The organism is Rhizobium sp. Pop5 (genome assembly GCF_024721175.1).
Lineage (GTDB): Bacteria > Pseudomonadota > Alphaproteobacteria > Rhizobiales > Rhizobiaceae > Rhizobium.
This window is the reverse complement of record NZ_CP099401.1, coordinates 102,034-124,241: the sequence shown is the minus strand read 5'-3', so window position 1 is coordinate 124,241 and position 22,208 is coordinate 102,034. Positions and strand designations below refer to the sequence as shown.

Genomic DNA, 22,208 nt, shown 5'->3' with positions numbered 1-22,208 from the left:
TCGCTGTCTTTGAGTTTAGGGAGCGGCGCGCCTGGGAGACAGGCGCCGCCGGTCAGGACATCAGTTAGCGGCGGCGCCGATCTCGCGATCCCATCGTTCCAGCAGTTCCTTGCGCTTTGCCGGGTCGCCATAGGTCTTGAAGTCGTAGTCGATCAGCTTGATGTCCTCGAAGCGCGGCGCCTCCTTCGGGATGGTCGCACTCTTGTTGGAAGGCAGCTGGAAGGATTTGGCATCCTTCATGCGGGACTGGACCTCTGCCGTCAGCGCCCAGTCGTACCAGATCTTCGCATTGTCGAGGTTGCGCGCGCCTTTGATGATGGACATGGAGCCGATCTCATAGCCGGTGCCTTCGCACGGCGTGATCGACTTGACCGGAAAGCCTTCCGCCGTCTGCGCCACCGCGTCGTGCACGAAGACGATGCCGAGCGCCGTCTCGCCGCGTGCAGCCGCCTTGACGGGGGCCGAGCCAGACTTGGTATATTGCGAGATGTTGCCGTTCAGCTTCTTCAGGTAGTCGAAGGCCTGATCCTCGCCCATGATCTGCACCAGCGAGGCAAGCGCCGTGTATGCGGTGCCGGAAGAATTGGGATTGGCGATCTGGATTTCGCCCTTCAGTTCCGGCGCCAGAAGGTCGGCCCAGCAGACCGGCTCCTTGTAGCCCTTGGACTTGAAGATTTCCGTGTTGTAGCCCCAGCCGAGCGCGCCGGCATAGACGCCGACCGTCTTGTAGCCGGAGCTTTCAGCCTGCTTCTTCGCCCAGTCGTTGAGTTCATCGAGCTTCGCAGACTTATATTCCAGCGTCAGATTTTCCGCCGCCGCCTGAAGATGGGGGTCGCCCGTGCCGGCCCACCAGATGTCGGTCTTCGGGTTGCGGGCCTCGGCGCGCACCTTAGCATAGGTCTCGCCGGACGAGAGGCGAACCATGTTCACCTTGATGTCGTTATGCGCCTTCTCGAAATCACCCTTCATCTGCTCGCAGATGACGACGTCGGCCGAGCAGATGAGGTTGAGTTCGCCAGCCGCCTGTGCGGGCAGCGCACCGAGCGCCGAGCCGGCGAAGAGCATGAGGGTAAGGGACTTGATTTTCATGTTGGCATCCTCCTGTTGCCTGAGTTTGAACTTTCGCGTGAACAAGACACAGCGGGGCCATCGGCCTGCCGCGGCAGCGCGTTCACGGTTTCGGATTGCGTTTTGTTTAAAGGGCTCGATCAGTTCGTTGCGGCGATTTCCGCATCGAACCTGTGGAGCAATCGACTTCGTTCTTCCGGCGAGCCGAAGGTGGCGAAGTCATAATCCACCATCTTGATCATCGAAATATCAGGGGCTGCCAGCGGCAGCGTGGATTTCGCGTTGGATGGCACCTGGTTCTGGCCAGACGCTGCACCCGTACCCTGCCCTTCCGGGCTCAGCGCGAAGTCGACGAAGCGCTTTGCTTCTTCGATGTTCCTGGCGCCTTTGACGATGCTTACGGCGCCGATCTCGTAGCCGGTTCCCTCGCAGGGGGCGACGATGACAAGAGGAGAGCCCGTTTGCTTCTGCGTGACGGCGTCATGCATGAAGGAAATGCCGATGAGCGTTTCTCCGCGCGCCGCCGCCTTTATAGGCGCAGATCCCGATGGGGTGTAACGTTCGATATTGCGGTTGAGCGCAGCGAGATAACGGAAAGCCTCGTCCTCGCCGAAGAGCTGCACCAGCGTCGCAAGCGTGGTGAAGGCTGTCCCGGACGAATTCGGATTGCCGCTCTGTATGCGGCCGCGATAGGCATTGTCCGTGAGGTCCTTCCAGCAGCTCGGCGCCGGCAGCTTCAGCTCGCGCAGCAAATCGGCATTGTAGGCAAAGCCGAGCGCCCCGGCATAGATGCCGGCCGAGCGGCCACCGGACATGGCGAAGAAGTTCTGAGCCCAGGGCAGCATGTCGCGCTCATGGGCCGGCTGGTAAGGTTCGAGAAGATTTTCAGAACCGGCCTGCAGATGCGTGTCGCCCGTGCCGCCCCACCAGACATCGACGGTAGGCGCTGCTTTCTCCGCGCGGATCTGATTGAGGATATCGCCGGTGCTCTTTCGGGTCATCGAGATTTCGAGGCCGGTCTTCGCCTCATACGCCGTCTTCATCGCGGCACACCACATCTCGTCCACACCGCACAGAACGGTGAGTGACGGGGCAGCTGTGCCGGTACCGGCGCTCGCCAGCCACAAAGCTGCCATCGCGCTGAAAGCGATGATGCCTCTCACGATTTCCTCCCATTGGACCTTGCGTCCCAATCTCCGCAGTCAGGATGTCAGATCTGCCGCCTAGCGCAACCTGAGAATGGTTACGGTTCTTACAGCGGCAGCGGATCCGCCATCGCAAAAATGACAAAGGTTACAAATGTGACAAAGCGCATAACACGAGCCCGCTTTGAAGATCGTGACGGCCCTGCCTATAATGGATGCGGGAGGACGTGCATGTGTTGAATGAGAGGATAAGCATTCTGATCGTCGAGGACGATCCAGACATGTCGGAGCTTATCTCCGACCTCGTGGAGGCGGAGGGCTGGACGCCGCTCACTGCGCGCTCGGCGGAAGACGCTGCAATCGTGCTTTCGCGCGAAACCGTGCATCTCGTGCTCGTCGACCATAATCTGCCCGGCACCTCCGGCCGCACCTTCGCGCAGCGCTTGCGCGCGCGGACCAACATCGGCATCGTCATGGTGACGGCTGCCGGCAGCGCCGCGGACCGGGTGCTCGGGCTCGAAACGGCCGCCGACGACTACGTCGTCAAACCCTTCGAGCCAATCGAATTGACAGCCCGCATCAAGGCCGTGCTGCGCCGGACAATCCCCTCGCTGAAGCCCGAGCGGGAAGGCGAGCGGGAGCACGAACCCACATCGTTGAAGCTCGGCGACTGGTCGGTGGACCTCAAGAGCCGCCGCGCCGTCTGCCGCATCGACCCCGCCAAATCGCTCACGAGCGCCGAGTTCGCGCTGCTCGAAATCCTCGCCGAAACGCCCAACGTGCCTATTAGCCGCGCCCATATCCTCGACCGCCTGGGCGCCGAAAGCGAGCGCTTTATCGACCGCAATGTCGATGTGCTCGTGCTGCGTCTGCGTCGCAAGATCGAGCGCAATCCGGACCTGCCACGCCATATCAAGACGCGCCGCGGCAAGGGCTATGTTCTCGACACCGACGAGGGCGAGATCGTATCGTGATCAGCCGTCCGTTTCTCTCCTCCATCGCCTTTCGCCTGCCCTTCGCCATCGTCTTTATCTGCGTTCTCGTCTTCAGCCTGGCGACGATTGCCGTTTACGGCTTGCAGCGGGCGCGCGAAGAGATGACCGCCTACGGTCTGCAGGCGTTCTCGAGTCTCGCCAAAGCCTCGCTGGTCTCTCGCCAGGTTTCCGATCTCGTCTCCAGCGCGCCCTTCCTGATGAATGCGACCTCACCCTACCGCGTCTCCAGTGAAAGCCGCTCGGTCGTGCTGCAGGTCGATAGCCTGCTGCGCGCCATGCAGCCGGAAAACGACGAGGCCGTCGTGAAGGGTTTTGCCAGCCGCCGCATAGTCGAGTTCCTGGAAACGATCCGCACGCAGACAACCGCACTTGCAGGTGATGCGGATTCCGCGCAGCAGCACAAGGCGGAGGCGGCAGCAGCGCTCGGTGAGATCGCCACCGGCAGCCGCGTTGCGGATGCAGATTTCCGCGTTCGGCTGAACGCCATCGTTCAATCCGCCTCCAATTCGGATAGTCTCTTCCAACTGGGTGAATTGCGTCGGCGCTATGTTTCCGAAACCGCTCCGCGACTCGAACGTGCCGCGCCGGACATCCGAATTTCTGCGGCCGAGCTTGCGCCGTACGAACGGGTCTTTGAGGCGCAGACGCGCTATCTCCTCGAAATGTTCGCCATCCGCGCTGCCGTCTCACGTCTTCATAGTGTCTCGCGTGATCTGTCGCACGCGACTGAAACGCAAAGCGAGGCAGTGGCGCGCAGCCTCAGCGACGATCTCGTCTCGACCTCCGACGCTTTGAGCCGCATCCTCGTAATAGTCGCCATCGCCTCGCTGCTGGTGCTGGCAATGGCCTTCCTGTCCATCCGCTCCGTCATGCGCGTCTCCCGCGGCATCGTCGCGCTTTCGAACGGCATGAACGCGCTGGCGGAAGGGCGCAAGGATGTCGATGCGCCGCGCTATGACGGCACGGAAACCGAGTTGGTGCGCCTGCTCGAAGCCTTCCGCGCGTTTCGCGAGAGCGTCGAGCGCGTCACGCGGCTGCGGCGCACGGCGGAGGCCGCCGCCCGCACCATCCGCTCCACCTTCCGCAGCATGAACGAAGGCATCGCGCTGTTCGATCCGCGCGGCCGGCCGATCACTATGAACCGCCGTGTCATCGAGCTGGTCGGCTGGTCTGGTTCGGCCAGGAAATTGCCGCTCCGCAGTTTCGTGACGCCACTGCCGGAGATCGATCCCGCACTCCTGCCGGCCGAGAACGACACCGGCCTGCTCTCCGACCGGTCGGTGCTACGCCACCGCTCCGAAGCAGGGCGGGTGACGGAAGTGTCGCTATCGCGCCAACCCGACGGCGGCATCGTGCTGCTGGCGCGCGATATTACCGACATGGACCGGCAGGAGGCGGAGGCAGCAAAGATTCAACGCCTCGACGGCATCATGCGCATGACCCATCAGGTGAGCCATGAGGTGGGTAATATGATCGGCATCATCACCGGCAGCCTCGGCCTGCTGGAACGGGAAACCGGCTTCAATGAGCGGCAAAAGCGGCATCTCGCTCGCATCCGCAAAGCTGCCGACCGCGGCAGGTCACTGGCCGGGAGCATGCTTTCCATCGGCAGCCAGCAACCGATCCACCCTAGCGAGGTAGAACTCGGCTCGGTGCTGCGCGGCATGGGCGACGTGCTGGAAATTGCCGTCGGCGAAAAATGCCGGCTTGCTTTCGAGACATCCGACGGCCTGCCTACCGTTCTCATTGACACTGCGCTCTTCGAACAATCGATCCTCAATCTCTGCCTCAACGCCTCCGCGGCCATGCCGGAGGGCGGAACGATCCTCATCCGCTGCTCCCGTAGCGAGGCAGGTGTGATCGTCAGCGTCAGGGACGATGGTATAGGCATGACACCCGAAGCCGTCGACAAGGCCTTCGAACCCTATTTTACAACCCGAGATGCCGAAGGCGGCGCAGGTCTCGGCCTAGCCGTGGTGTATGGCTTCGTCCGCCAGAGCGGCGGCGACGCTCGCATTGCCTCGGCGCCGGGCAAGGGAACAGTCGTCGAACTCATGTTTCTGGCATGAATTGCGTTCCGCGCCAGCTTGCTGGCAATCGAAATACGCCCCAACTTCTCAACGTCAAGAAGGTCAAAATTCAATTGAACCGGCTGGTTGACCACGCCAAGACGATCCTCGATGGTGGTCGGGCAGCAGTACGGCGCTTTGTATTTTCGCGCGATGGTCGACGACGGCGCCGAAGTTCTCCTGGTCACGAGCCCCGCGATACTTGGCGCTGGACGATACCCAAAGGACGAGCGCATGATTGTCTGGATGCGGCCCGGTGAAGCTGCGTCTCTCGTCAATGGGCCCGAATTGCGAGGCCTATTGCGCTGCATGGAGAAGCACTCAGCTTGAGAGCTTGCCGGATGCACTAGATGGAGGGACCGCGTTGTGATTCAAACGAAGGCAGACACGTTATGGCTGAGGCAGTGCTGCGCTTTTCATTTACAGTATTTTCCCGAGACCACCTTGCTATCAAAGCTCGGTGACGTGCAGGACCGCATCGAGCGGCACATTACTGCCCCGCTTTTGCGCCTTCCCATCGCGAGCCTGCACATGACGGTCGTGACCTTGATAGACGCGATAGCCCACTTCACAGTTCCAAACCATGAGGTTTGGAAGCTGAGAGGGGAGAATGGAAGGAGATCATCGATAAACTTGTGGAGAAGACACCGCCATTTGATCTCGAATTCAGTGAGGTCGCTACTTCAGAGGCCGCTGTCTTCATAAAGGCAGCGGAACCGCCAGGACTGCATGAACTGCGTTCGGCCATATCAGATGCCATCTGCTTCGAGGATCGTCGTCCAAGACCGCCCCAGATCGCCCACATAACGCTGTTCAGGTTTTCTGCTGCGGAACGGATATCAAAGGTCAATTTGGATATCGGTTTTACCCCGATAGGGATCACTGTTCGATCTCTTCAATTGTTGGAAGAAAGAGTGTATCCGAGTATCGAGATCAATAAGCTGAGTGCGCCGCTACTGCAGGGGCGGGCCGGTGAAACATCGCGGGCTCCCGGCAGGACTGCCGTTGAATTGTGATCGCCGGCGCAGCGGCACGCCTGACGTAGGATTTGGTCGCACAAAGGAATGCGACAATTGAACCGCCCCAGGATTCTGGACCATCGGAGGCTAGAGTTTTCTGGCTTCGTGAACCGCCCCCATTTTGTGGTCTTCCCCTCCGATGATGACAAAGTCCGTTGTACCCTCACCGGGTTGCAGGCGCACTAGTGATACGGATCTTCCATGTCCCAATAGAGCCCATCCGCAATGGTCCCACGCTCGATTTCGTATGATATCGCGTAAGTCCGAGGCGGTGCTTGTTTGGTGTGAAGGGCGACACGATCGTTTATCGGAGAATTGGTTGCCACGACCACCCATTTGCCAGTGACGTTTGATGCCGCGGCCGTCGTTACCGGCCCGGCTCTTCATGCCACTCAACCGTGGCTTCTACCGCCAAAGAAGCGATTTCCACCACTTCCTCCAGGGTGCGACGGTCGGGGGTGCCTAGCCAGCCCGCAACGAACTGGAGATCCGGAAGTTTGGGAGAGATATCAAGATCCACCAATCTTCCGGCCGCCAATTCAGCCGTAACGATCGAAGGCGGTATGACTGCAATTCCAAGGCTGTCCAACGCCATGCGTATTAACGTCGCCAGCGACGAACTCGCATATATTCTCGGTGTCGGCAGGGCTGGATCGGAAAAGAGCTGGGAGACCTGGACATAAGGTTGCGTGTTGCGTGCAAAAGTGAGAATTGGCCAACGCGCGATTTCGGCCAGCGAACCGTCCTTGAGATCTGCTTTGACCTTTGGACTGGCGACAAAGCTCACTGGAAACCGACAAAGAGGCCGTTGAAGGACGGCGGGAGCGCTTAAGGGGCCGACGAGAAAGGCCAGATCGATCTTCTGTTGGAGCAACCGCTCGCGCAGATGGGTGGAAATATCCACCTCGATCTCAAGCGCAAGCTTAGGATAGGTGCTGCTCACCTGTTCCAGAAAGCGCGGGAGCCAGGTGTGGACGATCGTTTCTGCCACGCCGATCTTGAATGTACCACCGAGATGGGTTCGATCGGCAATAGCATGCAGCATTTCGGCTCGCAGCCGAAGGAGTCGATCGGCATAAGCCAGCACTTGGCGCCCGGAAGGCGTGACGGTCAATGTCCGGCTTGAGCGATCGAACAATTGCGTTCCAAGCTCGTCCTCCAACTGCGCCACTCTTACGGAAATGGCTGGCTGGGTCGTATTCAGCTTGTCTGCGGCAGCGCGGAAACTCTCCAGCTGCGCAATCCACAACACCGTTTCAAGAGCTTTGAAGTCTACCACACCCGCGCCTCCAATGATAAATTGAATTTATCAATGTTCATGAAAAACGACAATTTGCAATTATCAAGTTTTCGCGGATGCTGTATTCGAAGAAAGCGAGGTAACTCCATGAACATGTCTCCTACTCATCAGGGACAGGCCTTTTCCAATCCACTCGCAGTCCGGGCGGTCTGCAGGAACGGCAGTTGGGAGAAAGAAACCAGCGGTACCGCACCCGGCTATGTCCAAGCTAATCTCGCGATCCTGCCAAGCGCTCTCGCTGAGGATTTTCTTCGGTTCTGTATGCGCAATCCCAAACCATGTCCGCTGGTAGGCATCTCCGAAAAGGGATCGCCGCGTATTCCGGAGCTTGGCCTCGACCTCGACGTCCGGACGGATGTGCCGAGATATCGTGTCTGGAAAGATGGGGCGCTGGCGGCCGAGACGGGGGATATCAATGATCTGTGGAGCGATGATCTCGTCGCCTTCGCTATCGGGTGCTCCTTTTCATTCGAGGAAGCACTGGCCTCAAACGGCATAAAGCTTCGCCATGTTTCAGAAGGGCATAATGTCTCTATGTACCGGACGAATATTGAGTGCGTCCCGGCCGGACCGTTTTCAGGCCCGATGGTCGTGTCCATGCGACCGCTCGTTCCAGCCGACGCTATCCGTGCGGTCCAGATCACGTCGAGGATGCCCGCGGTGCACGGCGCCCCCATCCATATCGGCTTGCCGGGGTCAATTGGCATTGCGAACATGGATCAGCCGGACTACGGCGACCCGACACGCATCATGCCCGACGAACTGCCCGTTTTCTGGGCATGCGGGGTAACGCCGCAAGCCATCATCGAGGCTGCGCGGCTGAAATTTGCGATCACCCACGCACCCGGCTGCATGCTGGTGACGGACAAACCGAACGCCGCTCTCGTCGCCTTCTAAATGGAGCGATGGCACCCGCCAATAAAAACTGGGAAAACCGCGGGAAAATGACAGACTCAAGAACGAAAAGGGGAATAGCATGACAGACAATTACGCAGTCTCCACGCACCACGAGCAGCGAGGTTGGTATGGTGAACTGACGCAACCGGGGAAGCGCACGTTTTGGGCTTGCTTCTCCGGATACGCGCTGGATGCCTTCGACGTCCAGATATACAGTCTCGCAATACCGGCGATCATTGCCACGCTGGCGATTTCCAACACTGATGTCGGGATCATCGCCACGGTAACGCTCCTTGCGTCCGCACTGGGTGGATGGTTTGCCGGCATTCTCGCCGACCGGTTCGGGCGGGTGCGCACATTGCAGATCACCGTGATCTGGTTCGCCGTGTTCACCTTCCTCAGCGGTTTTGCACAGAATTTCGAACAGCTTCTCGTATGCCGTGCGCTCATGGGGCTTGGTTTCGGTGGCGAATGGTCGGCCGGCGCGGTGCTGATGGCCGAAGTCATCGCTGCAAAGCATCGCGGCAAAGCGGTCGGCATGGTCCAGAGTGCCTGGTCTGTCGGCTGGGGCGCAGCCGTTTTGCTGTCCACCGTGCTGTTCAGCCTAATGCCGCAGGAGGAGGCTTGGCGCGGGCTGTTCTGGGCTGGGCTCGCACCGGCCATTCTCGCCATCATCATGCGCCGGTTCATCCAGGAGCCCGAGGTGTATATCTCCTCGCGGAAAAACCTGAAAGCCTCTGGCGAGGTTGTGCGCATCACCGAAATCTTCGCCCCCTCGATGATCGGCCGCACAATGCTGCTGTCGCTGATGACCACCGGTGCGCAGGGCGGCTATTATGCGATCGCTACTTGGCTCCCGAGCTTTCTGAAGTCAGAACGGCAATTGAGTGTCATCGGCAGCGGCGGCTATCTTGCCGTCATCATCGTCGGTTCATTCTTCGGCTATGTCACGGGCGCCTATTTGTCCGACATCATCGGCCGCCGCAAGAAGTTCATGTTGTTCGCCATCGGCGCGATGGTGACCGTCGTGGTCTACACCTACTTGCCGATCAACAATACGCTGATGCTGTTTCTCGGTTTTCCGCTAGGCTTCTTCGCTTCCGGCATCTTCGCCGGAATGGGAGCCTTTCTCACGGAGAATTTCCCAACCCGCACTCGCGCGGCGGGCCAGGGCTTCACCTATAATTTCGGTCGCGGCGTTGCCGCCTTAAATCCGACGCTGGTCGGCATTGCGACGGCTTCCATGCCGCTTGGCAAGGCGATCGCGATTTTCGCGGTCATCGCATACATGCTGGTCATCATCGCCGCTTTCGCGCTGCCCGAAACCAAGGGCAAGGAACTGGCGGCCGACTGATCCTTTCGATGAACTGCGGCAGCCGCCGCAGTTCATCCCTCTTCCACGATCAAAGAAACAAGGACCGTGCATTTCGCGCGGATGGATGAGTCATGAGTCAATCACATTGGGATTTCTGGATCGATCGCGGCGGCACGTTTACCGATGTCATCGGACGCGATCCCACAGGCCAGTTGCACGCCCGCAAGATGCTTCCGAAAATCCGACTGCCTACCGGGACGCAGCTGTTGCCGGCATCAGAGCTTTGATGAAGCTCGATTCCAATGAGCCGATACCAGTTGGTGCAATCGGCGAGGTCCGCATGGGAACCACGGTTGCGACCAATGCCCTGCTGGAGCGCAAAGGAGAGCCAACGGCTCTCATGACCACTCGCGGCTTCCGCGACGCGTTGGAGATCGGCTACCAGGCGCGGCCCGATATTTTCGCTAAGCATATCGTGAAACCCGACCTTCTCTATAGCTTCGTCGCCGAAATCGACGAGCGGGTTCTCGCCGATGGCGAGGTCGAGAAGGAGCTGAACGAAACGGAAGTCCGCAAAGCCCTCGAAGAGATCATCGCCCGCGGGTTCAAATCCCTCGCTATCGTCATGATGCATGCCTATCGCTACCCTTCCCATGAGCGGGTAATTGCCGCGCTCGCCCGCGGAATGGGTTTTTCGCAGATTTCGGTCAGTCATGAGGTTTCGCCGCTGGTCAAGTTCGTCGGTCGCGGAGACACGACGGTCGTCGACGCCTATTTGTCGCCGATCCTTCGCCGCTATGTGGCGCAGGTGGCGGAAGAACTGGATCTCGAGCGAACCGGAACACGGTTGATCTTCATGACATCCGCCGGCGGATTGACCGCCGCCAGTCTGTTCCAGGGCAAGGACGCCATTCTGTCGGGACCGGCCGGCGGCGTGGTCGCGCTTGCCCAGACCGGCGCGGAGGCTGGTTTCGCAAAAGTGATCGGCTTCGACATGGGCGGCACTTCGACGGACGTTGCGCATTTCGCCGGAGAATATGAGCGGACATTCGAAACCCAAGTCGCCGGCGTGCGGATGCGTGCACCGATGATGCAGATCCATACCGTCGCTGCGGGCGGCGGCTCGCTTCTGCGCTACGACGGTGCGCGTTTCCGCGTCGGCCCTGAATCCGCCGGCGCCAACCCAGGACCGAAAGGTTATCGCAAAGGAGGCCCGCTTGCCGTCACGGATGCCAATATCATGGTCGGCAAACTCATACCCGACATGTTCCCGGCGATCTTCGGCGAAAGCCAGGATCAACCCCTGGACTATCCCGCGGTCAAGGTGGCCTTCGATGAACTCGCCGCGGAAATCGGCGATGGGCGCAGCGGTGAGGAAGTGGCCGACGGCTTCCTCAAGATCGCCGTCGCGAACATGGCAGAAGCGGTGAAGAAGATCTCCATCGCGCGCGGATATGATGTCAGCGGCTATGCGTTGAATGCGTTTGGTGGAGCCAGCGGCCAGCATGCATGCCTGGTCGCCGATGCGCTCGGCATGACCAAGGTACTCGTCCACCCCTTTTCCGGCCTGCTTTCCGCCTACGGCATGGGGCTTGCCGAAATCCGCGCCATGCGCCAGGTCTCACTCGATCTCCCGCTGTCTGCAGACAACATCGAGGCAATCGCTGCGGCTGCTCAGCCCTTGTCCGAAGAAGCCATCCGGGAGATCGGCGAACAAGGGGTCGACGCCAAGGAAATCGCCGTCAATCTGCGGCTGCTTATCCGCTATGCCGGTGCGGACGCTGCGCTGGAAATTGGTGCTGCCCGCATCGAAGCGGGAAAAGGCGAGATCACCATTGGCGATTTCAACGGCGATACCCTGAAAACGGGCTTCGATGCCGCGCATAAATCTCGCTTCGGCTTTGTCGACCACAACAAGCCTCTGATCGTCGAAACGCTCGTCATCGAGGCAGTCGGAGGCGGACGGCAGGTCGAGTTGGCGCCAGACCTGGTCGAACACGCTGTCGATCCACACCCCTTAGCCCGAACACGTTTCTTTTCCGAGGGGGAATGGCACGACGCCCCAATCTATCGGCGTGAGAATCTTTCCTCTGGTCAGATGATCACCGGTCCGGCCCTGTTGATCGAACCCAATCAGACCATTACCGTCGAGAACGGATGGACAGCCACGCTGACACCGCGGGACCACATCGTGCTCGAACGCAGAGCCGCCAAATTGCGGTCGGCTGCTCTCGGGACGGGCGCCGATCCGGTTATGCTCGAGATATTCAACAACCTCTTCATGTCGATTGCCGAGCAGATGGGCTTCACGCTGCAAAACACGGCCTCCTCCGTCAACATCAAGGAGCGTCTCGACTTCTCCTGTGCCGTCTTCGATCGCCATGGCGCGCTTGTCGCCAATGCGCCTCACGTTCCGGTACATCTCGGATCGATGGACCGGTCGGTGGAAGCGATCATCGCGGGCAACCCGATCATCCACCCTGGAGACGTCTTTGCCATCAACGCGCCCTACAATGGCGGCACGCACCTGCCCGATATCACGGTCTGCACTCCGATCTTCGACGACGCGGTGCAGAACATCCTGTTCTGGGTGGCATCTCGTGGCCATCACGCCGACATTGGCGGCACCGCTCCTGGATCGATGTCGCCGAACGCCCGGACCATCGATGAGGAGGGCGTTTATATCGACAATTTCAAACTCGTCGACCAAGGTCGGTTTCGGGAGGCGGAACTGACGCAATTGCTCACAAAAGCACCCTACCCTGTTCGCAATCCCGATCAGAATGTCGCCGACCTCAGGGCCCAGATCGCCGCCAATCAGAAGGGTGCCGACGAATTGCGAAAGATGGTAGCGGAATTCGGCCTCGATGTCGTGGAAGCCTATATGGGACATGTGCAGGACAATGCCGCGGAAAGCGTCCGCCGGTTGATCGCCCGTCTCGATGATGCCGAGTTCAACTATACGATGGACCAGGGATGCCAGATCAAGGTCCGCGTCAGCATCGATCGCGCAAACCGCGAGGCCACAGTCGACTTCACCGGAACATCGGAGCAGCAGCCGGACAATTTCAACGCCCCCGAACCGATCACACGTGCGGCGGTCCTGTATGTCTTCCGTGTTCTGGTGGAAGACCATATCCCGATGAATGCCGGCTGCCTCCGCCCCATCAGGATCATTGTACCGGAAGGCTCGATGCTTTCTCCCCGCCGGCCCGCGGCAGTCGTCGCCGGAAACGTCGAGGTGAGCCAGGCCGTCACCAACTGTCTCTTTGGCGCGCTCGGCAAGCTGTCCTCCTCGCAAGGCACGATGAACAATCTGACCTTCGGTGATGAGGCGCACCAATATTACGAAACGCTTTGCTCCGGCGCTCCGGCGGGCGAAGGTTTTGCCGGCGCTGCCGGTGTCCATTCCCACATGACGAATTCACGTCTAACGGACCCGGAAATCCTCGAATTGCGCTTTCCCGTCGTGCTTGAGGATTTCCACATACGCGCAGGCTCCGGAGGCAGGGGGCGCTGGAATGGCGGCGACGGCACCAGCCGCACGATCCGCTTTCGGCGAGAGATGGACTGTGCGATCCTCTCAGGCCATCGTACCGTGAGGCCCTTCGGGCTCGCCGGCGGAGAAGCGGGAGAAACGGGCGAAAACCGTGTTCGCCGCTTCGACCGACAAATCGAAATCCTTCCGGGGTGCGCGCAAACGCGACTTTGCGAAGGAGAGGCAATCACGATCATCACTCCGACAGGGGGTGGCTATGGCACTCCGGGCAGCGGATGACAGGCTTGAGGGTAGCCTGTCTCGGCGGCGGATGGATCAAAACCTCTTCTGGATTTCGCCGATATTGCGCTCGTGCAGAGCTTGAAATCTGCATTTCGTGGGCGATCAGAACAATTAGATACGCACTGGCTGCATCCGCGACATCGGCTTTCGCGGAAGCGGCAGACGCCCAAACATGTTCGGGAAACAACCACAGCCGCAGCCATTCCCACGATGAGAAGGAGTCGGTGCATGATGGCTACTTCGATGAGGTTATCGGACTGGGAAAGGCGACTGGCAGTCCGTCTACCCCATTTTGGCGACGGAACGTTAGATCCGGTGATGGCCGACCAGGCGAAGCATGACGACAAGAGCGGCGAGGAATATTGCGCTTTCTCTCGCTCATCGCGACGGGATGAATGTGACCGTCACTTCGATCGTTGTCTACCTTTTCCAATGATCCAGGGGCCACTCGCAGTGGCTCCTCTCGACATCTTTACGGGTCGAATGAACGATGTCGCTGCAACCTTCGCGGCATTTGGATCGCCTTGAAGGGAATAGAATCGTTGACCCCGTGATTTTCAGTTCCATGGCAAAAACGTCATCCATGGAACTTGATTCACCGAGCAGCCTACTGGTGCGCCCTTACCGGCCTGAGGATGTATTGATCGCAAAGGCTTGTTTCCCGCCACTGAGCGGTCAACCGATGCGGGGACGTTCGGATTTCGGCGTCGCCAGCCCGTGTTTGGCAAGCTCCAGCGTCAGGATGCGGGTTTCGAGCAGATTGAAAATGCGCAAGACAGCCTCGATCGCGTCGAATGGCTTCGTCAGGAAATCCTTGGCGCCAAGCGAAAGCGCCCGCCTGCGCGTCGGCAGGGTCGCATCGGCAGTCAGGACCAAGATCGGCAGGTAGCTGTTATCGGGAATGAGCCTTGCGAAGGTTTCCAGCACAGCGAATCCGTCGAGATCGGGCATCATCAGGTCGAGGAGAACGAGATCGACCGGGTGCTCGCGAAAGAGCCGTAAGGCTTCGCGCGGCTCGGTGGTGCTGATCAGCGCCGTGAAGCCCTCGCGCTTGAGGATGCGCTCCAGCAGCGAAACATTGGCGGGCTCGTCATCGACGATCAGGATCGTCGAGCCTCGCACGATATCGGTGGATTCTGTCATGGACCAACTACGTCGAAAACGATGCTGAGTTCATATCAAACGGCGCGGCCAAATCAAAGATGACGGCTCACGGCGAGCTTTCGATGGCAAGGCCGCGCTCTTCGATCGCCACCGGTGCGCGCGGCAAATCGACGTGGAACGTGGCGCCGCCCTTCCGGTTGCTGAAGCCGAGCGTGCCGCCCATGGCGTCGATCAGATGTTTCGACAGCGCGAGCCCGAGGCCGGTTCCCTCTTGGCTGATGCGCTCGGCGCCCAGGCGGTCGAACGGGGTGAACAGCCGCGCGACGCGCTCGGCCGGAATGCCGGGGCCGGTGTCGCTGACCTCGATGCGGATGCGGTCGTCAAGCGCCCTGTAGCTGACGGTCACGCTGCCCTGCGGACGATTGTATTTCACCGCATTGGAGAGCAGGTTGAGCAACACCTGGAGGAGACGCCGGCGGTCGGCGAGCACCATCAGATCCGGCTCGGCCTCGATGACTTCGATGCGGATCTGCTGCTTGCCGCAGAGCGGCTTTGCGAGCGCCACGGCTTCCTCGATCACCTCGGCAACGGGCTGGGCTTCGACGGCAAGATCCATGCGCCCGGCCTCGATCCGCGCCATGTCGAGAACCTCGTCGATCAGGCTCAGCAGATGCCGGCCGGCCCGCAATATCTGCGCGACGCTCTCCCGGGATTCAGGATCGTCGACATCCATTTCCAGAAGTTGGGCGAAACCGAGCACCGAATTCAGCGGCGTGCGCAGCTCATGGCTCATGCGCGACAGGAACTCGCTTTTGGCGTTGCTGGCGCGGATCGCATCCTCGCGGGCGGCAAGCAGGGCCTCCTCGAATTGCTTGCGCTCGGTAATGTCGCGGGTGATCTTGGAAAAGCCGCGCAGCCGGCCCGTCTCGTCATGGAGCGCGGTAACGACGACATGCGACCAGAACCGCGATCCGTCCTTGCGCAGGCGCCAGCCTTCCGCTTCCGTGCGCCCATTGCCGGCTGCCTTGGAAAGCTCTTCCGCGGGAAAGCTGTCCCTGCTGTCTTCGGGATAAAAGCGGGAAAAATGCCGGCCGACGATCTCCTCAGCCCCGTAGCCGGTGATCCGCTCGGCGCCCACATTCCAGCTCACCACCTGCCCATGGGGATCGAGCCCGAAGATGCCGTAATCGCTGACGCCCTCGACCAGTTGCCGGAAGCGCTCCTCGCTCTCGGTCAGATCGGCCTCGCGCCTTTTCAGAAGGACGCTCGCATCTTCCAGCGCCTGTTCGAGCCTGCCGAGTTCATCGCGGAAGGGATCGGCCACCGTGACGACCTCGCCTTGCGACAGGAGATGCGCCTGGGTTTTCAACGCGTGCACGCGGCGCACGATACTTGCCGAAAACAGGAAGACGGCGGCGAGCGCACCGGCAAAACCGAGGAAGCCGGCTGATATCATCAGGCTGCGCGACAGGGTGCGGACCTGGTCGGCGGTCTCTGTCCTGGCGTGAAGGAGATCGGCCTCCCGCCGGTTCATCGCGTCGATCTCCTGCCTCAGCACGTCGAGGACCTGCTTGCCCTCGATGAGCTTGGCGGCAAGATCCTCGCGGCCGCCGGCGCGCAGGATGTCGGCCTGTTTCAACAGCTGGAGACGATCGACTTTGGCGTCGACCAGGGCGCGGATGCGGTCGAGGCGGGCCTTCTGCTCTTCATCCCGCAGCCGGCGGCCGACTTCGTCGAGCACCACGGGCAGTCTGTCCTCGGCCCGGTTGAAGGGGTCGAGAAAATCGGGCCTGCCGGTCAGGAGATATCCCCGCATCGCCGTCGCGGCCTCGGCGATCAAGGCGTGAATCTCCTGAATGCCCGACTGGATCTCCAGCGTCACCCGCACCTGATCTTCGGCGATCCGGCTCTGCCGGTCGGCGACGAAGACCGAGGCGAGGGCGGCCAGGAGCAGCGCCAGCGGCACCATGATGATGACGATGCCTTTCGCCCGCAGCGGAAGGTCGGCGAAGCGCAGCGCCCGCCGGCCCGCTGCTGCCGTCATAGTCCGGTTCATCACTGCTCTTCTCCGGCGGTTGCGACGAGTCCGCCGCGCACGGCCATGACGGCGGCCTGCGTCCGATCGCCGGCGCCGAGCTTGCCGATGATGCGTTCGACATGGATCTTGACGGTGCCCGGCGAAATCTTCAACGCCCGGCCGATCTCCTTATTGGTCAGGCCTTCGGCGACTTTCGCCAGCACCTCGCGTTCGCGCATCGTCAGCGTCTCCAGGGCGCTGCTGTTGGTCTGCGGCTTGGTGGCGGCGCGCCGCAGCAGCCTTGCGACGAGCGGCCCATCGAAAAAGGCGTCGCCCGCGAGCACGCGGCGGATGGTGCGCAGAATGTCGTCCCGGCTGGCGTCCTTCAGCAGATAGCCGGTGGCGCCGGCATCGATCGCTGCCTCCAGATAATCGAGACTGTCATGCATGGTGATGATCATCACGCGTGTGCCGGGTGACACGCGCCGGATCTCCCGTGTGGCAGCAAGGCCGTCCATGCGGGGCATGCGGATGTCGAGCAGTGCCAGATCCGGCTTGTGGTTCGCGCAGGCCTCTACCGCTTCCATACCATCGCGCACATCCAGGGCAACATGGAAATCGTCCTGGCCGCTGATCATGGCGATCAGCCCGGCGCGGGCGATGTCATGGTCGTCGGCAACGAGAATGGATGCGATCATGCCGATATCGTCTCCCCTTGAAGGGGCGCGACGGCGCGGACACAAGTGCCGCCCGAAGCCCCGGCGACGATCTCGATGCGGCCGCCGAGCAGCGCCAGCCGCTCGCGCATGCCGATGATGCCGAGCCGCGCTCCCCGCTCCTGAACCCGAGGCTGTCGCACCGAGCCCATTCCCTTTCCATCGTCGATCACTTCGAGATGGGCTTCGCCCGCTTTGTCCTCGAAGAGGCGCACGATGAGCCGGCGGGCCTCTGCATGCTTGATCACATTGGTGATCGCCTCCTGCGCGACACGGTAGAAGATGATACCCGCCGATGCCGGCCAGCGGTCGGCGCGGGCATCGAGATCGGCGATCACCTCCATGCCGTCGATCGCATCGAGACGGGTGCGCAGCGCCGCCGCGACGCCGAGGTCGTCGAGCTCGGGCGGCCGGAGATCGGCGATTGCGGCGCGAAGATCGGCGACGGAATGGCGTGCGAGGGCTGCGAGCTGGTCGATCTCCGGCTTCAGCGCATGCGCCTCGCCGATGCGGGCGGCCAGATCCTGCAGGCGGTAGCTGAGGCCGGCGGCAAGCTGCGCCGAGCCGTCGTGCAGATCGAGCGCCACCCGCTGCCGCTCCTGCTCCTGTGCCTGGATCAGCTGCGCGACGAGGGCCGCAAGCTCGCTGCGCTGCCGTTGGAGATCGCCGAGCAGCGCCTGCTTTTCCATGGCCTGCCGTTCGAGATTACAGGCGTCGGCGAGTTGGCCCGCCACCACCTCCAAAGTCTGCCGGTCGTCGGCATCGATGGCGCGCCCTCTCGGCGGGCCGATGAGCGTCAGATAGAGAGCGGAATCCTGCGAGGCAAACAGGATGTCGTCGCTTTCCCGGCTCCTCGATTGCCCCACAGTCAGTTGCACGGGCCCCTCTCCCCGCAAGGGAGGAAAGACGAGCGTGGCAAGCGAGGCTCCGGCAAAATCGGCAAGCCGGGATAAAACCTCCGGGGCTGATGTTTCGAATGTTTGCGCATCGAGCAGGTTTCGCACTTCGATGATGAAACGCAGCCGCGCCGCCCGTGCTTCCGCCGCCCTGTAAAGGGCTCTCATCTCCGCGACGTCAGGCGAATGCGCCGTATCTGTATTATGCTCCAGGCCCAAGGGGACTGCTCCTGATATGAATGACGCGGGCACGATAGTCATTCCAGTGCGATTGTCATCTATGCCGTTCGGCAGATCGGATTGGAGCCACCCGGCAGATGGGGCCGCAGCACCGGCCGCTTAGATATTGGTCATGCGGTTGACCGATGCGATGTCCGCCGGAACCGCGATAAAGGAAAGTCAAACATGCGTATGATCATTGCCGCCGCCCTCGTCCTCAGTGTCGTTCAGGTCCAGTCGGCCATGGCCGCCGGCGAAACGGCAACCTGCACCCCGGTGAGCGACGAGCAGGTCGCCAAGCTCTTCGACCGCTGGAACGGCTCGCTTGCGACGCTGAGCCCGGAGGAGGTCGCCAAGAACTACAGCGAGGACTCCGTGCTGCTCGCCACGCTCTCGAACAAACCTCGCCTGACCCAGGAAGAGCGGATCGATTACTTCAAGCACTTCCTCGCCAACGAGCCCAAAGGCCAGATCGACAGCCGCGACATCAAGACCGGCTGTAACTGGGCCGTCGATACCGGCACTTACACCTTCACCATGAAGGACGGCTCGAAGGTTCCCGCCCGCTATACCTATACCTACGAGTTCAAGGACGGGAACTGGCTAATCACCTCGCACCACTCGTCGATGATGCCGGAGAAGTAAAGGTCCGACCGATCCGGCAGGGAGATCCCGTGTTCACCCCACATGGGGTCTCCTGATTTGCTGGCCGGTCTATGTATACAGATCCGGCGTATAAGAGGTTCTGGCGGGACAATGAGATGATTTCCTCATTCCTGAGATCCGATAAATCGATCTCGCTCTTGCAGGACAGCGGGCTCTGCTTGGTCACCGCCAGCAGACAGCGCACGTGGGCGATCTGTCGAAGCTAACGACACCGATGATGAACCCGAAGAATATTATATCCCTATCCTTCATCGTAGAGGTGGTCTACCATTGTCATTGCATATTCTCGATCCATAGTTTGCTTCTTGTCCGAATAGAAGCTTTTCGGCGGCCCTCCGGCACCGCGAAACTCAGCGCTTATCCGGAAGAGTTTGAATATACTTTTCGGTTGGGCCGGAGGGGACGCCAGCAGTATCGCGTCGATTGACCACTCAATAAACGTAGAAAACGCCCTGTTCACCACTGTCCAGGTCGTCTTCTCGCCCTTGCAGAGGAACCCGCCATTGGTGCTGACACATGGGAGATCGCCCTTCTTTTACTTTCGGAGCTTGGCTCAATTGCTGGGCGGCGTCCTGATGATTGAATGCATGTCTGGCAATTGATCCGCCTGCGCCAAAAAATCGTGTGCGACTTGTACATTTGCGTTGTCGCCTAAACCTATCACGCCAAAACCAAAATCATCGTGCGGGTAAAAAGCCAGATTCCATTCGCGTGAGATTATGAAGCAATGACCGTACAGCCCATACACAACCATCTTTGCGATAAGTAAAGATCTTACACTTTCGATAGGGAAGCCATGCACTTTCATGAGGGCAATATTCGCCCATTCCCTTTCGACCGATTCAGCATATTCCTGCGAACTAGGATCACGCCCAAATCGTACTTTGTAACCAAATTCTTTGATAAGCCCAGTCCCCACAAGGCCCTTTATCAAATTGCCGTCTCGCTGGTCATCCGCAGCATTGCCGTAATGCCCAACCTCGTCAGAGTTTGCGTGCACCGAGGATGCAATCACAAAATACCCCAGATCGTTTCTGAAATATCGCATGAAGAAGTCGACGGCAGATTCTTCCCTGCCCGGCTTATATCGGCTGTCTTTTTCGAAAAAACCGAGGAAGCGAGCTGACGCTCCATATCCCGCGAGATTGGCTGATTGCAGTAGCAACTGAAGGGTATCGCGCATTCTTCTCATGCGCCGCTTGTTTCCGCCTTCCAGGACGCTGCTGGATGCCTCGTTGCTGAAAATGGTCTGAGATTTTTTCTAGGATAGTCCCGACATTTATTCGCGTTCGGGTAATAGTCAGGTGTAAATCTTAATTCGCCACGGTCAGACCACCAAAGCACACTTTTGCAGGCTGGCTTCAAATCCAAGCTCGACGAACGTCAAGGCATGTATCGGCGAGGGGCTTTTTGTCAGCAACAGAAGATCCGACAATATTCAATCAGTCTCAACTGAATGGTTACTCCCATAAGAACCGTCTCTTCAAGAATTGTTGGTAACGTTCTGGAGATGCGCCAATAATCGGCCGTACGTCATTACCCATTGCTGACATCTGATCGACGATAGCCTGCACGAAGTAATACATGAATTCTCCATGGTCTGCCATCAAACCGTTGTATTCCTGAAGAAAGCTGCACATGTCTTGCGCGGAGCTCTTCTCAGCCATGTTCCATGCCAAAATCTCGGCCGCCGATATATATTGCCTGAGACGAGTTGCTCGTTGAAGCCCTCCGAACTCATCAAGAAGTGTGTCGACTTCGTCGCTGCTGAAGTAACCGAGGGACACCAAGCGTTGGACAAGCTCTCGAAAAAACTCACCATCCGAGAGCATTATGGAGATCCCTCTCAAGTCCTTTAGCAAGGTCATCCAATGGTTGAGTCATCCGAATAACTGGCAAATGCTGTCCGGGACAGATGGCGCGGACTTACCAATATTTTTTTGATCAACCAAGGTCCGGCAACGAGATCGATATTGTCGATGCCGCCTCCACCAAATAAATTTTCTAAGTCTTGGCGAAACTCTTCAAATCCGCCTTCGTACAACGTTTTTCGAAATTTACCATTTTCCTTCAGAAACTAGGAAATTAGCCAGCCGGAGCGCGTGGTTAAATCTGTCGGCTTCAGATTTTTCGCATGGGGCATCCTCTCTGTCGAAGCTAACGACACCGATGATGAACCCGAAGAATATTATATCCCTATTTCCCCCATCATAGAGATAGTCCAGGATTGTTTTTGCATATTCTCGATCCAAAACTCCTCACGCTGAATTATTATTCTGCAAGAATGACAATATTTGTTGAGATGACCTTTTTTGGGGTATCTCTCGCGCAATATATTCGCACGCCAAAATATAGTATTTATCAGAAATTACCCCTTTAATTCCGCCAAGATCTTTTATGGAGGAATCCAATTCTTTCTCTGAAAGAAGATCAAGTGTTATCAATTTTTGCACAAGATTTGTGAAAAAGTCATCGTCCGAGAGCGTCATCGAGATCCCTTACGAGTTCTTTAGCAAAATCGACATCCCGCTTCGTGTACGGATACGATCCGGGCGGTTGATTGTCTGCATTGCGAATGAAGTTCATTAGCACTCTTCTGGTTTGAATAGCTTTGGGAACGTGTCCTGCAGGCGACAACAATTGTCCTGCTGCCTTCTCCGCTGAAAATGCTACACAAATGGCTGGCGTCATGCCTTTCCGTTCAATGTATCTCGAAAGTCATTGAGTAAATTCTGAGGCTACCTCTCGACTGCCTTCAGGCTACCTAAGAAAATTCCATGTAGTTTCTTCCAAATTCATAAACTTGCTCAGATCTTGAATGGCTTTCAGCTCCTCCCCGGCTGGTATTATGTCATATTCATACAGTTGCGTGCATAGATTTTCGAGCGCCACAGCACATTCGTTGTGCTCCGCAAGGGATATGTACTCTTGAACATATTCATTGGGTAGCCGCCCATTGAAGCTACTGATGAGTTCTATTACTCGTTTCTCAACGTCCATG

Annotated in this window: 17 protein-coding genes and 3 pseudogenes; 8 read left to right on the top strand and 12 right to left on the bottom strand. The window is 59.1% G+C overall.

The window, feature by feature from the left end; translation table 11 throughout:
- Positions 1-60: 60 nt before the first annotated feature.
- Both NE852_RS26280 and NE852_RS26275 read right to left on the bottom strand, forming a co-directional pair.
- Positions 61-1,089, bottom strand: a complete 1,029-nt coding sequence (locus NE852_RS26280; RefSeq protein WP_008530359.1) for an ABC transporter substrate-binding protein — start codon at positions 1,087-1,089, stop codon at positions 61-63.
- Positions 1,090-1,208: 119 nt separating this feature from the next.
- The gene (locus tag NE852_RS26275; protein ID WP_037172773.1) at positions 1,209-2,231 is read right to left on the bottom strand and encodes an ABC transporter substrate-binding protein; all 1,023 of its coding nucleotides are present in this window, start codon (positions 2,229-2,231) and stop codon (positions 1,209-1,211) included.
- A 197-nt stretch (positions 2,232-2,428) separates the two neighbouring features.
- On the opposite strand from NE852_RS26275, the gene NE852_RS26270 reads away from it, so the two are divergent.
- The 3 genes and pseudogenes from NE852_RS26270 (at position 2,429) to NE852_RS26260 (ending at position 6,293) form a co-directional block, all read left to right on the top strand.
- The gene (locus NE852_RS26270; RefSeq protein ID WP_374992013.1) at positions 2,429-3,187 is read left to right on the top strand and encodes a response regulator; all 759 of its coding nucleotides are present in this window, start codon (positions 2,429-2,431) and stop codon (positions 3,185-3,187) included.
- Complete coding sequence (locus NE852_RS26265; RefSeq protein WP_008530355.1) at positions 3,184-5,277, top strand: ATP-binding protein; 2,094 nt, start codon at positions 3,184-3,186, stop codon at positions 5,275-5,277. The genes NE852_RS26270 and NE852_RS26265 overlap by 4 nt, the downstream gene beginning before the upstream one ends.
- A 366-nt stretch (positions 5,278-5,643) precedes the next feature.
- Positions 5,644-6,293 (top strand): annotated as a pseudogene (locus NE852_RS26260) (2'-5' RNA ligase family protein).
- A gap of 96 nt (positions 6,294-6,389) precedes the next feature.
- Here NE852_RS26260 and NE852_RS26255 read toward each other — a convergent pair.
- Positions 6,390-6,667: pseudogene (locus NE852_RS26255) on the bottom strand (FAD-dependent oxidoreductase); the annotation flags it as partial.
- Positions 6,664-7,575, bottom strand: a complete 912-nt coding sequence (locus tag NE852_RS26250) for a LysR family transcriptional regulator (protein WP_008530348.1) — start codon at positions 7,573-7,575, stop codon at positions 6,664-6,666. The gene NE852_RS26250 and the pseudogene NE852_RS26255, both read right to left, overlap by 4 nt.
- A 108-nt stretch (positions 7,576-7,683) precedes the next feature.
- Between NE852_RS26250 and NE852_RS26245 the strand changes: the two genes are divergently transcribed.
- The 4 genes and pseudogenes from NE852_RS26245 to NE852_RS32790 all read left to right on the top strand — a co-directional run bounded on the left by NE852_RS26245 (position 7,684) and on the right by NE852_RS32790 (position 13,586).
- On the top strand, positions 7,684-8,493 hold the full coding sequence (locus NE852_RS26245) for a putative hydro-lyase (RefSeq protein ID WP_037172766.1): 810 nt from the start codon (positions 7,684-7,686) through the stop codon (positions 8,491-8,493).
- Between the two features lie 79 nt (positions 8,494-8,572).
- Entirely contained in the window at positions 8,573-9,847 is a 1,275-nt protein-coding gene (locus NE852_RS26240; RefSeq protein ID WP_258156929.1) for an MFS transporter, read from the top strand.
- Positions 9,848-9,939: 92 nt separating this feature from the next.
- Positions 9,940-11,436, top strand: a pseudogene (locus tag NE852_RS32795) (hydantoinase/oxoprolinase family protein); the annotation flags it as partial.
- Positions 11,418-13,586: a hydantoinase B/oxoprolinase family protein gene (locus NE852_RS32790; protein WP_374992015.1), complete on the top strand. Its 2,169-nt coding sequence runs from the start codon at positions 11,418-11,420 to the stop codon at positions 13,584-13,586. The pseudogene NE852_RS32795 and the gene NE852_RS32790, both read left to right, overlap by 19 nt.
- Positions 13,587-14,264: 678 nt before the next feature.
- On the opposite strand, the gene NE852_RS26230 is transcribed toward NE852_RS32790, so the two are convergent.
- The 4 genes from NE852_RS26230 to NE852_RS26215 all read right to left on the bottom strand — a co-directional run bounded on the left by NE852_RS26230 (position 14,265) and on the right by NE852_RS26215 (position 18,541).
- On the bottom strand, positions 14,265-14,732 hold the full coding sequence (locus NE852_RS26230) for a response regulator (RefSeq protein ID WP_008530336.1): 468 nt from the start codon (positions 14,730-14,732) through the stop codon (positions 14,265-14,267).
- A 67-nt stretch (positions 14,733-14,799) separates the two neighbouring features.
- Positions 14,800-16,749, bottom strand: coding sequence for an ATP-binding protein (locus NE852_RS26225; protein ID WP_258156928.1), 1,950 nt, complete (start codon positions 16,747-16,749; stop codon positions 14,800-14,802).
- Positions 16,749-17,408 carry a response regulator transcription factor gene (locus NE852_RS26220; protein ID WP_008530331.1) on the bottom strand — a complete coding sequence of 220 codons (660 nt, stop codon included), beginning with the start codon at positions 17,406-17,408 and terminating at the stop codon, positions 16,749-16,751. Before NE852_RS26220 ends, NE852_RS26225 begins: the two co-directional genes overlap by 1 nt.
- Complete coding sequence (locus NE852_RS26215; RefSeq protein WP_258156927.1) at positions 17,405-18,541, bottom strand: sensor histidine kinase; 1,137 nt, start codon at positions 18,539-18,541, stop codon at positions 17,405-17,407. Before NE852_RS26215 ends, NE852_RS26220 begins: the two co-directional genes overlap by 4 nt.
- Positions 18,542-18,727: 186 nt before the next feature.
- On the opposite strand from NE852_RS26215, the gene NE852_RS26210 reads away from it, so the two are divergent.
- Entirely contained in the window at positions 18,728-19,186 is a 459-nt protein-coding gene (locus NE852_RS26210) for an SgcJ/EcaC family oxidoreductase (protein ID WP_008530326.1), read from the top strand.
- Positions 19,187-19,760: 574 nt separating this feature from the next.
- On the opposite strand, the gene NE852_RS26205 is transcribed toward NE852_RS26210, so the two are convergent.
- The 4 genes from NE852_RS26205 to NE852_RS26190 all read right to left on the bottom strand — a co-directional run bounded on the left by NE852_RS26205 (position 19,761) and on the right by NE852_RS26190 (position 22,207).
- Complete coding sequence (locus NE852_RS26205; protein ID WP_258156926.1) at positions 19,761-20,390, bottom strand: hypothetical protein; 630 nt, start codon at positions 20,388-20,390, stop codon at positions 19,761-19,763.
- 277 nt (positions 20,391-20,667) lie between these two features.
- Positions 20,668-21,039, bottom strand: a complete 372-nt coding sequence (locus tag NE852_RS26200) for a hypothetical protein (protein WP_128623578.1) — start codon at positions 21,037-21,039, stop codon at positions 20,668-20,670.
- A gap of 32 nt (positions 21,040-21,071) precedes the next feature.
- Entirely contained in the window at positions 21,072-21,251 is a 180-nt protein-coding gene (locus NE852_RS26195; RefSeq protein WP_128623577.1) for a hypothetical protein, read from the bottom strand.
- A 716-nt stretch (positions 21,252-21,967) separates the two neighbouring features.
- Positions 21,968-22,207: a MafI family immunity protein gene (locus tag NE852_RS26190; protein WP_008530318.1), complete on the bottom strand. Its 240-nt coding sequence runs from the start codon at positions 22,205-22,207 to the stop codon at positions 21,968-21,970.
- Position 22,208: the final 1 nt, after the last annotated feature.

Bases quoted from the DNA above. Each gene is read 5' to 3' on its own strand.
- NE852_RS26280 (WP_008530359.1), bottom strand. From the start codon at position 1,089: ATGAAAATCAAGTCCCTTACCCTCATGCTCTTCGCCGGCTCGGCGCTC.
- NE852_RS26270 (WP_374992013.1), top strand. From the start codon at position 2,429: ATGCGGGAGGACGTGCATGTGTTGAATGAGAGGATAAGCATTCTGATC.
- NE852_RS26245 (WP_037172766.1), top strand. From the start codon at position 7,684: ATGAACATGTCTCCTACTCATCAGGGACAGGCCTTTTCCAATCCACTC.
- NE852_RS26240 (WP_258156929.1), top strand. From the start codon at position 8,573: ATGACAGACAATTACGCAGTCTCCACGCACCACGAGCAGCGAGGTTGG.
- NE852_RS32790 (WP_374992015.1), top strand. From the start codon at position 11,418: ATGCGCCAGGTCTCACTCGATCTCCCGCTGTCTGCAGACAACATCGAG.
- NE852_RS26230 (WP_008530336.1), bottom strand. From the start codon at position 14,732: ATGACAGAATCCACCGATATCGTGCGAGGCTCGACGATCCTGATCGTC.
- NE852_RS26225 (WP_258156928.1), bottom strand. From the start codon at position 16,749: ATGAACCGGACTATGACGGCAGCAGCGGGCCGGCGGGCGCTGCGCTTC.
- NE852_RS26220 (WP_008530331.1), bottom strand. From the start codon at position 17,408: ATGATCGCATCCATTCTCGTTGCCGACGACCATGACATCGCCCGCGCC.
- NE852_RS26210 (WP_008530326.1), top strand. From the start codon at position 18,728: ATGCGTATGATCATTGCCGCCGCCCTCGTCCTCAGTGTCGTTCAGGTC.
- NE852_RS26205 (WP_258156926.1), bottom strand. From the start codon at position 20,390: ATGCGCGATACCCTTCAGTTGCTACTGCAATCAGCCAATCTCGCGGGA.
- NE852_RS26200 (WP_128623578.1), bottom strand. From the start codon at position 21,039: ATGCTCTCGGATGGTGAGTTTTTTCGAGAGCTTGTCCAACGCTTGGTG.
- NE852_RS26190 (WP_008530318.1), bottom strand. From the start codon at position 22,207: ATGGACGTTGAGAAACGAGTAATAGAACTCATCAGTAGCTTCAATGGG.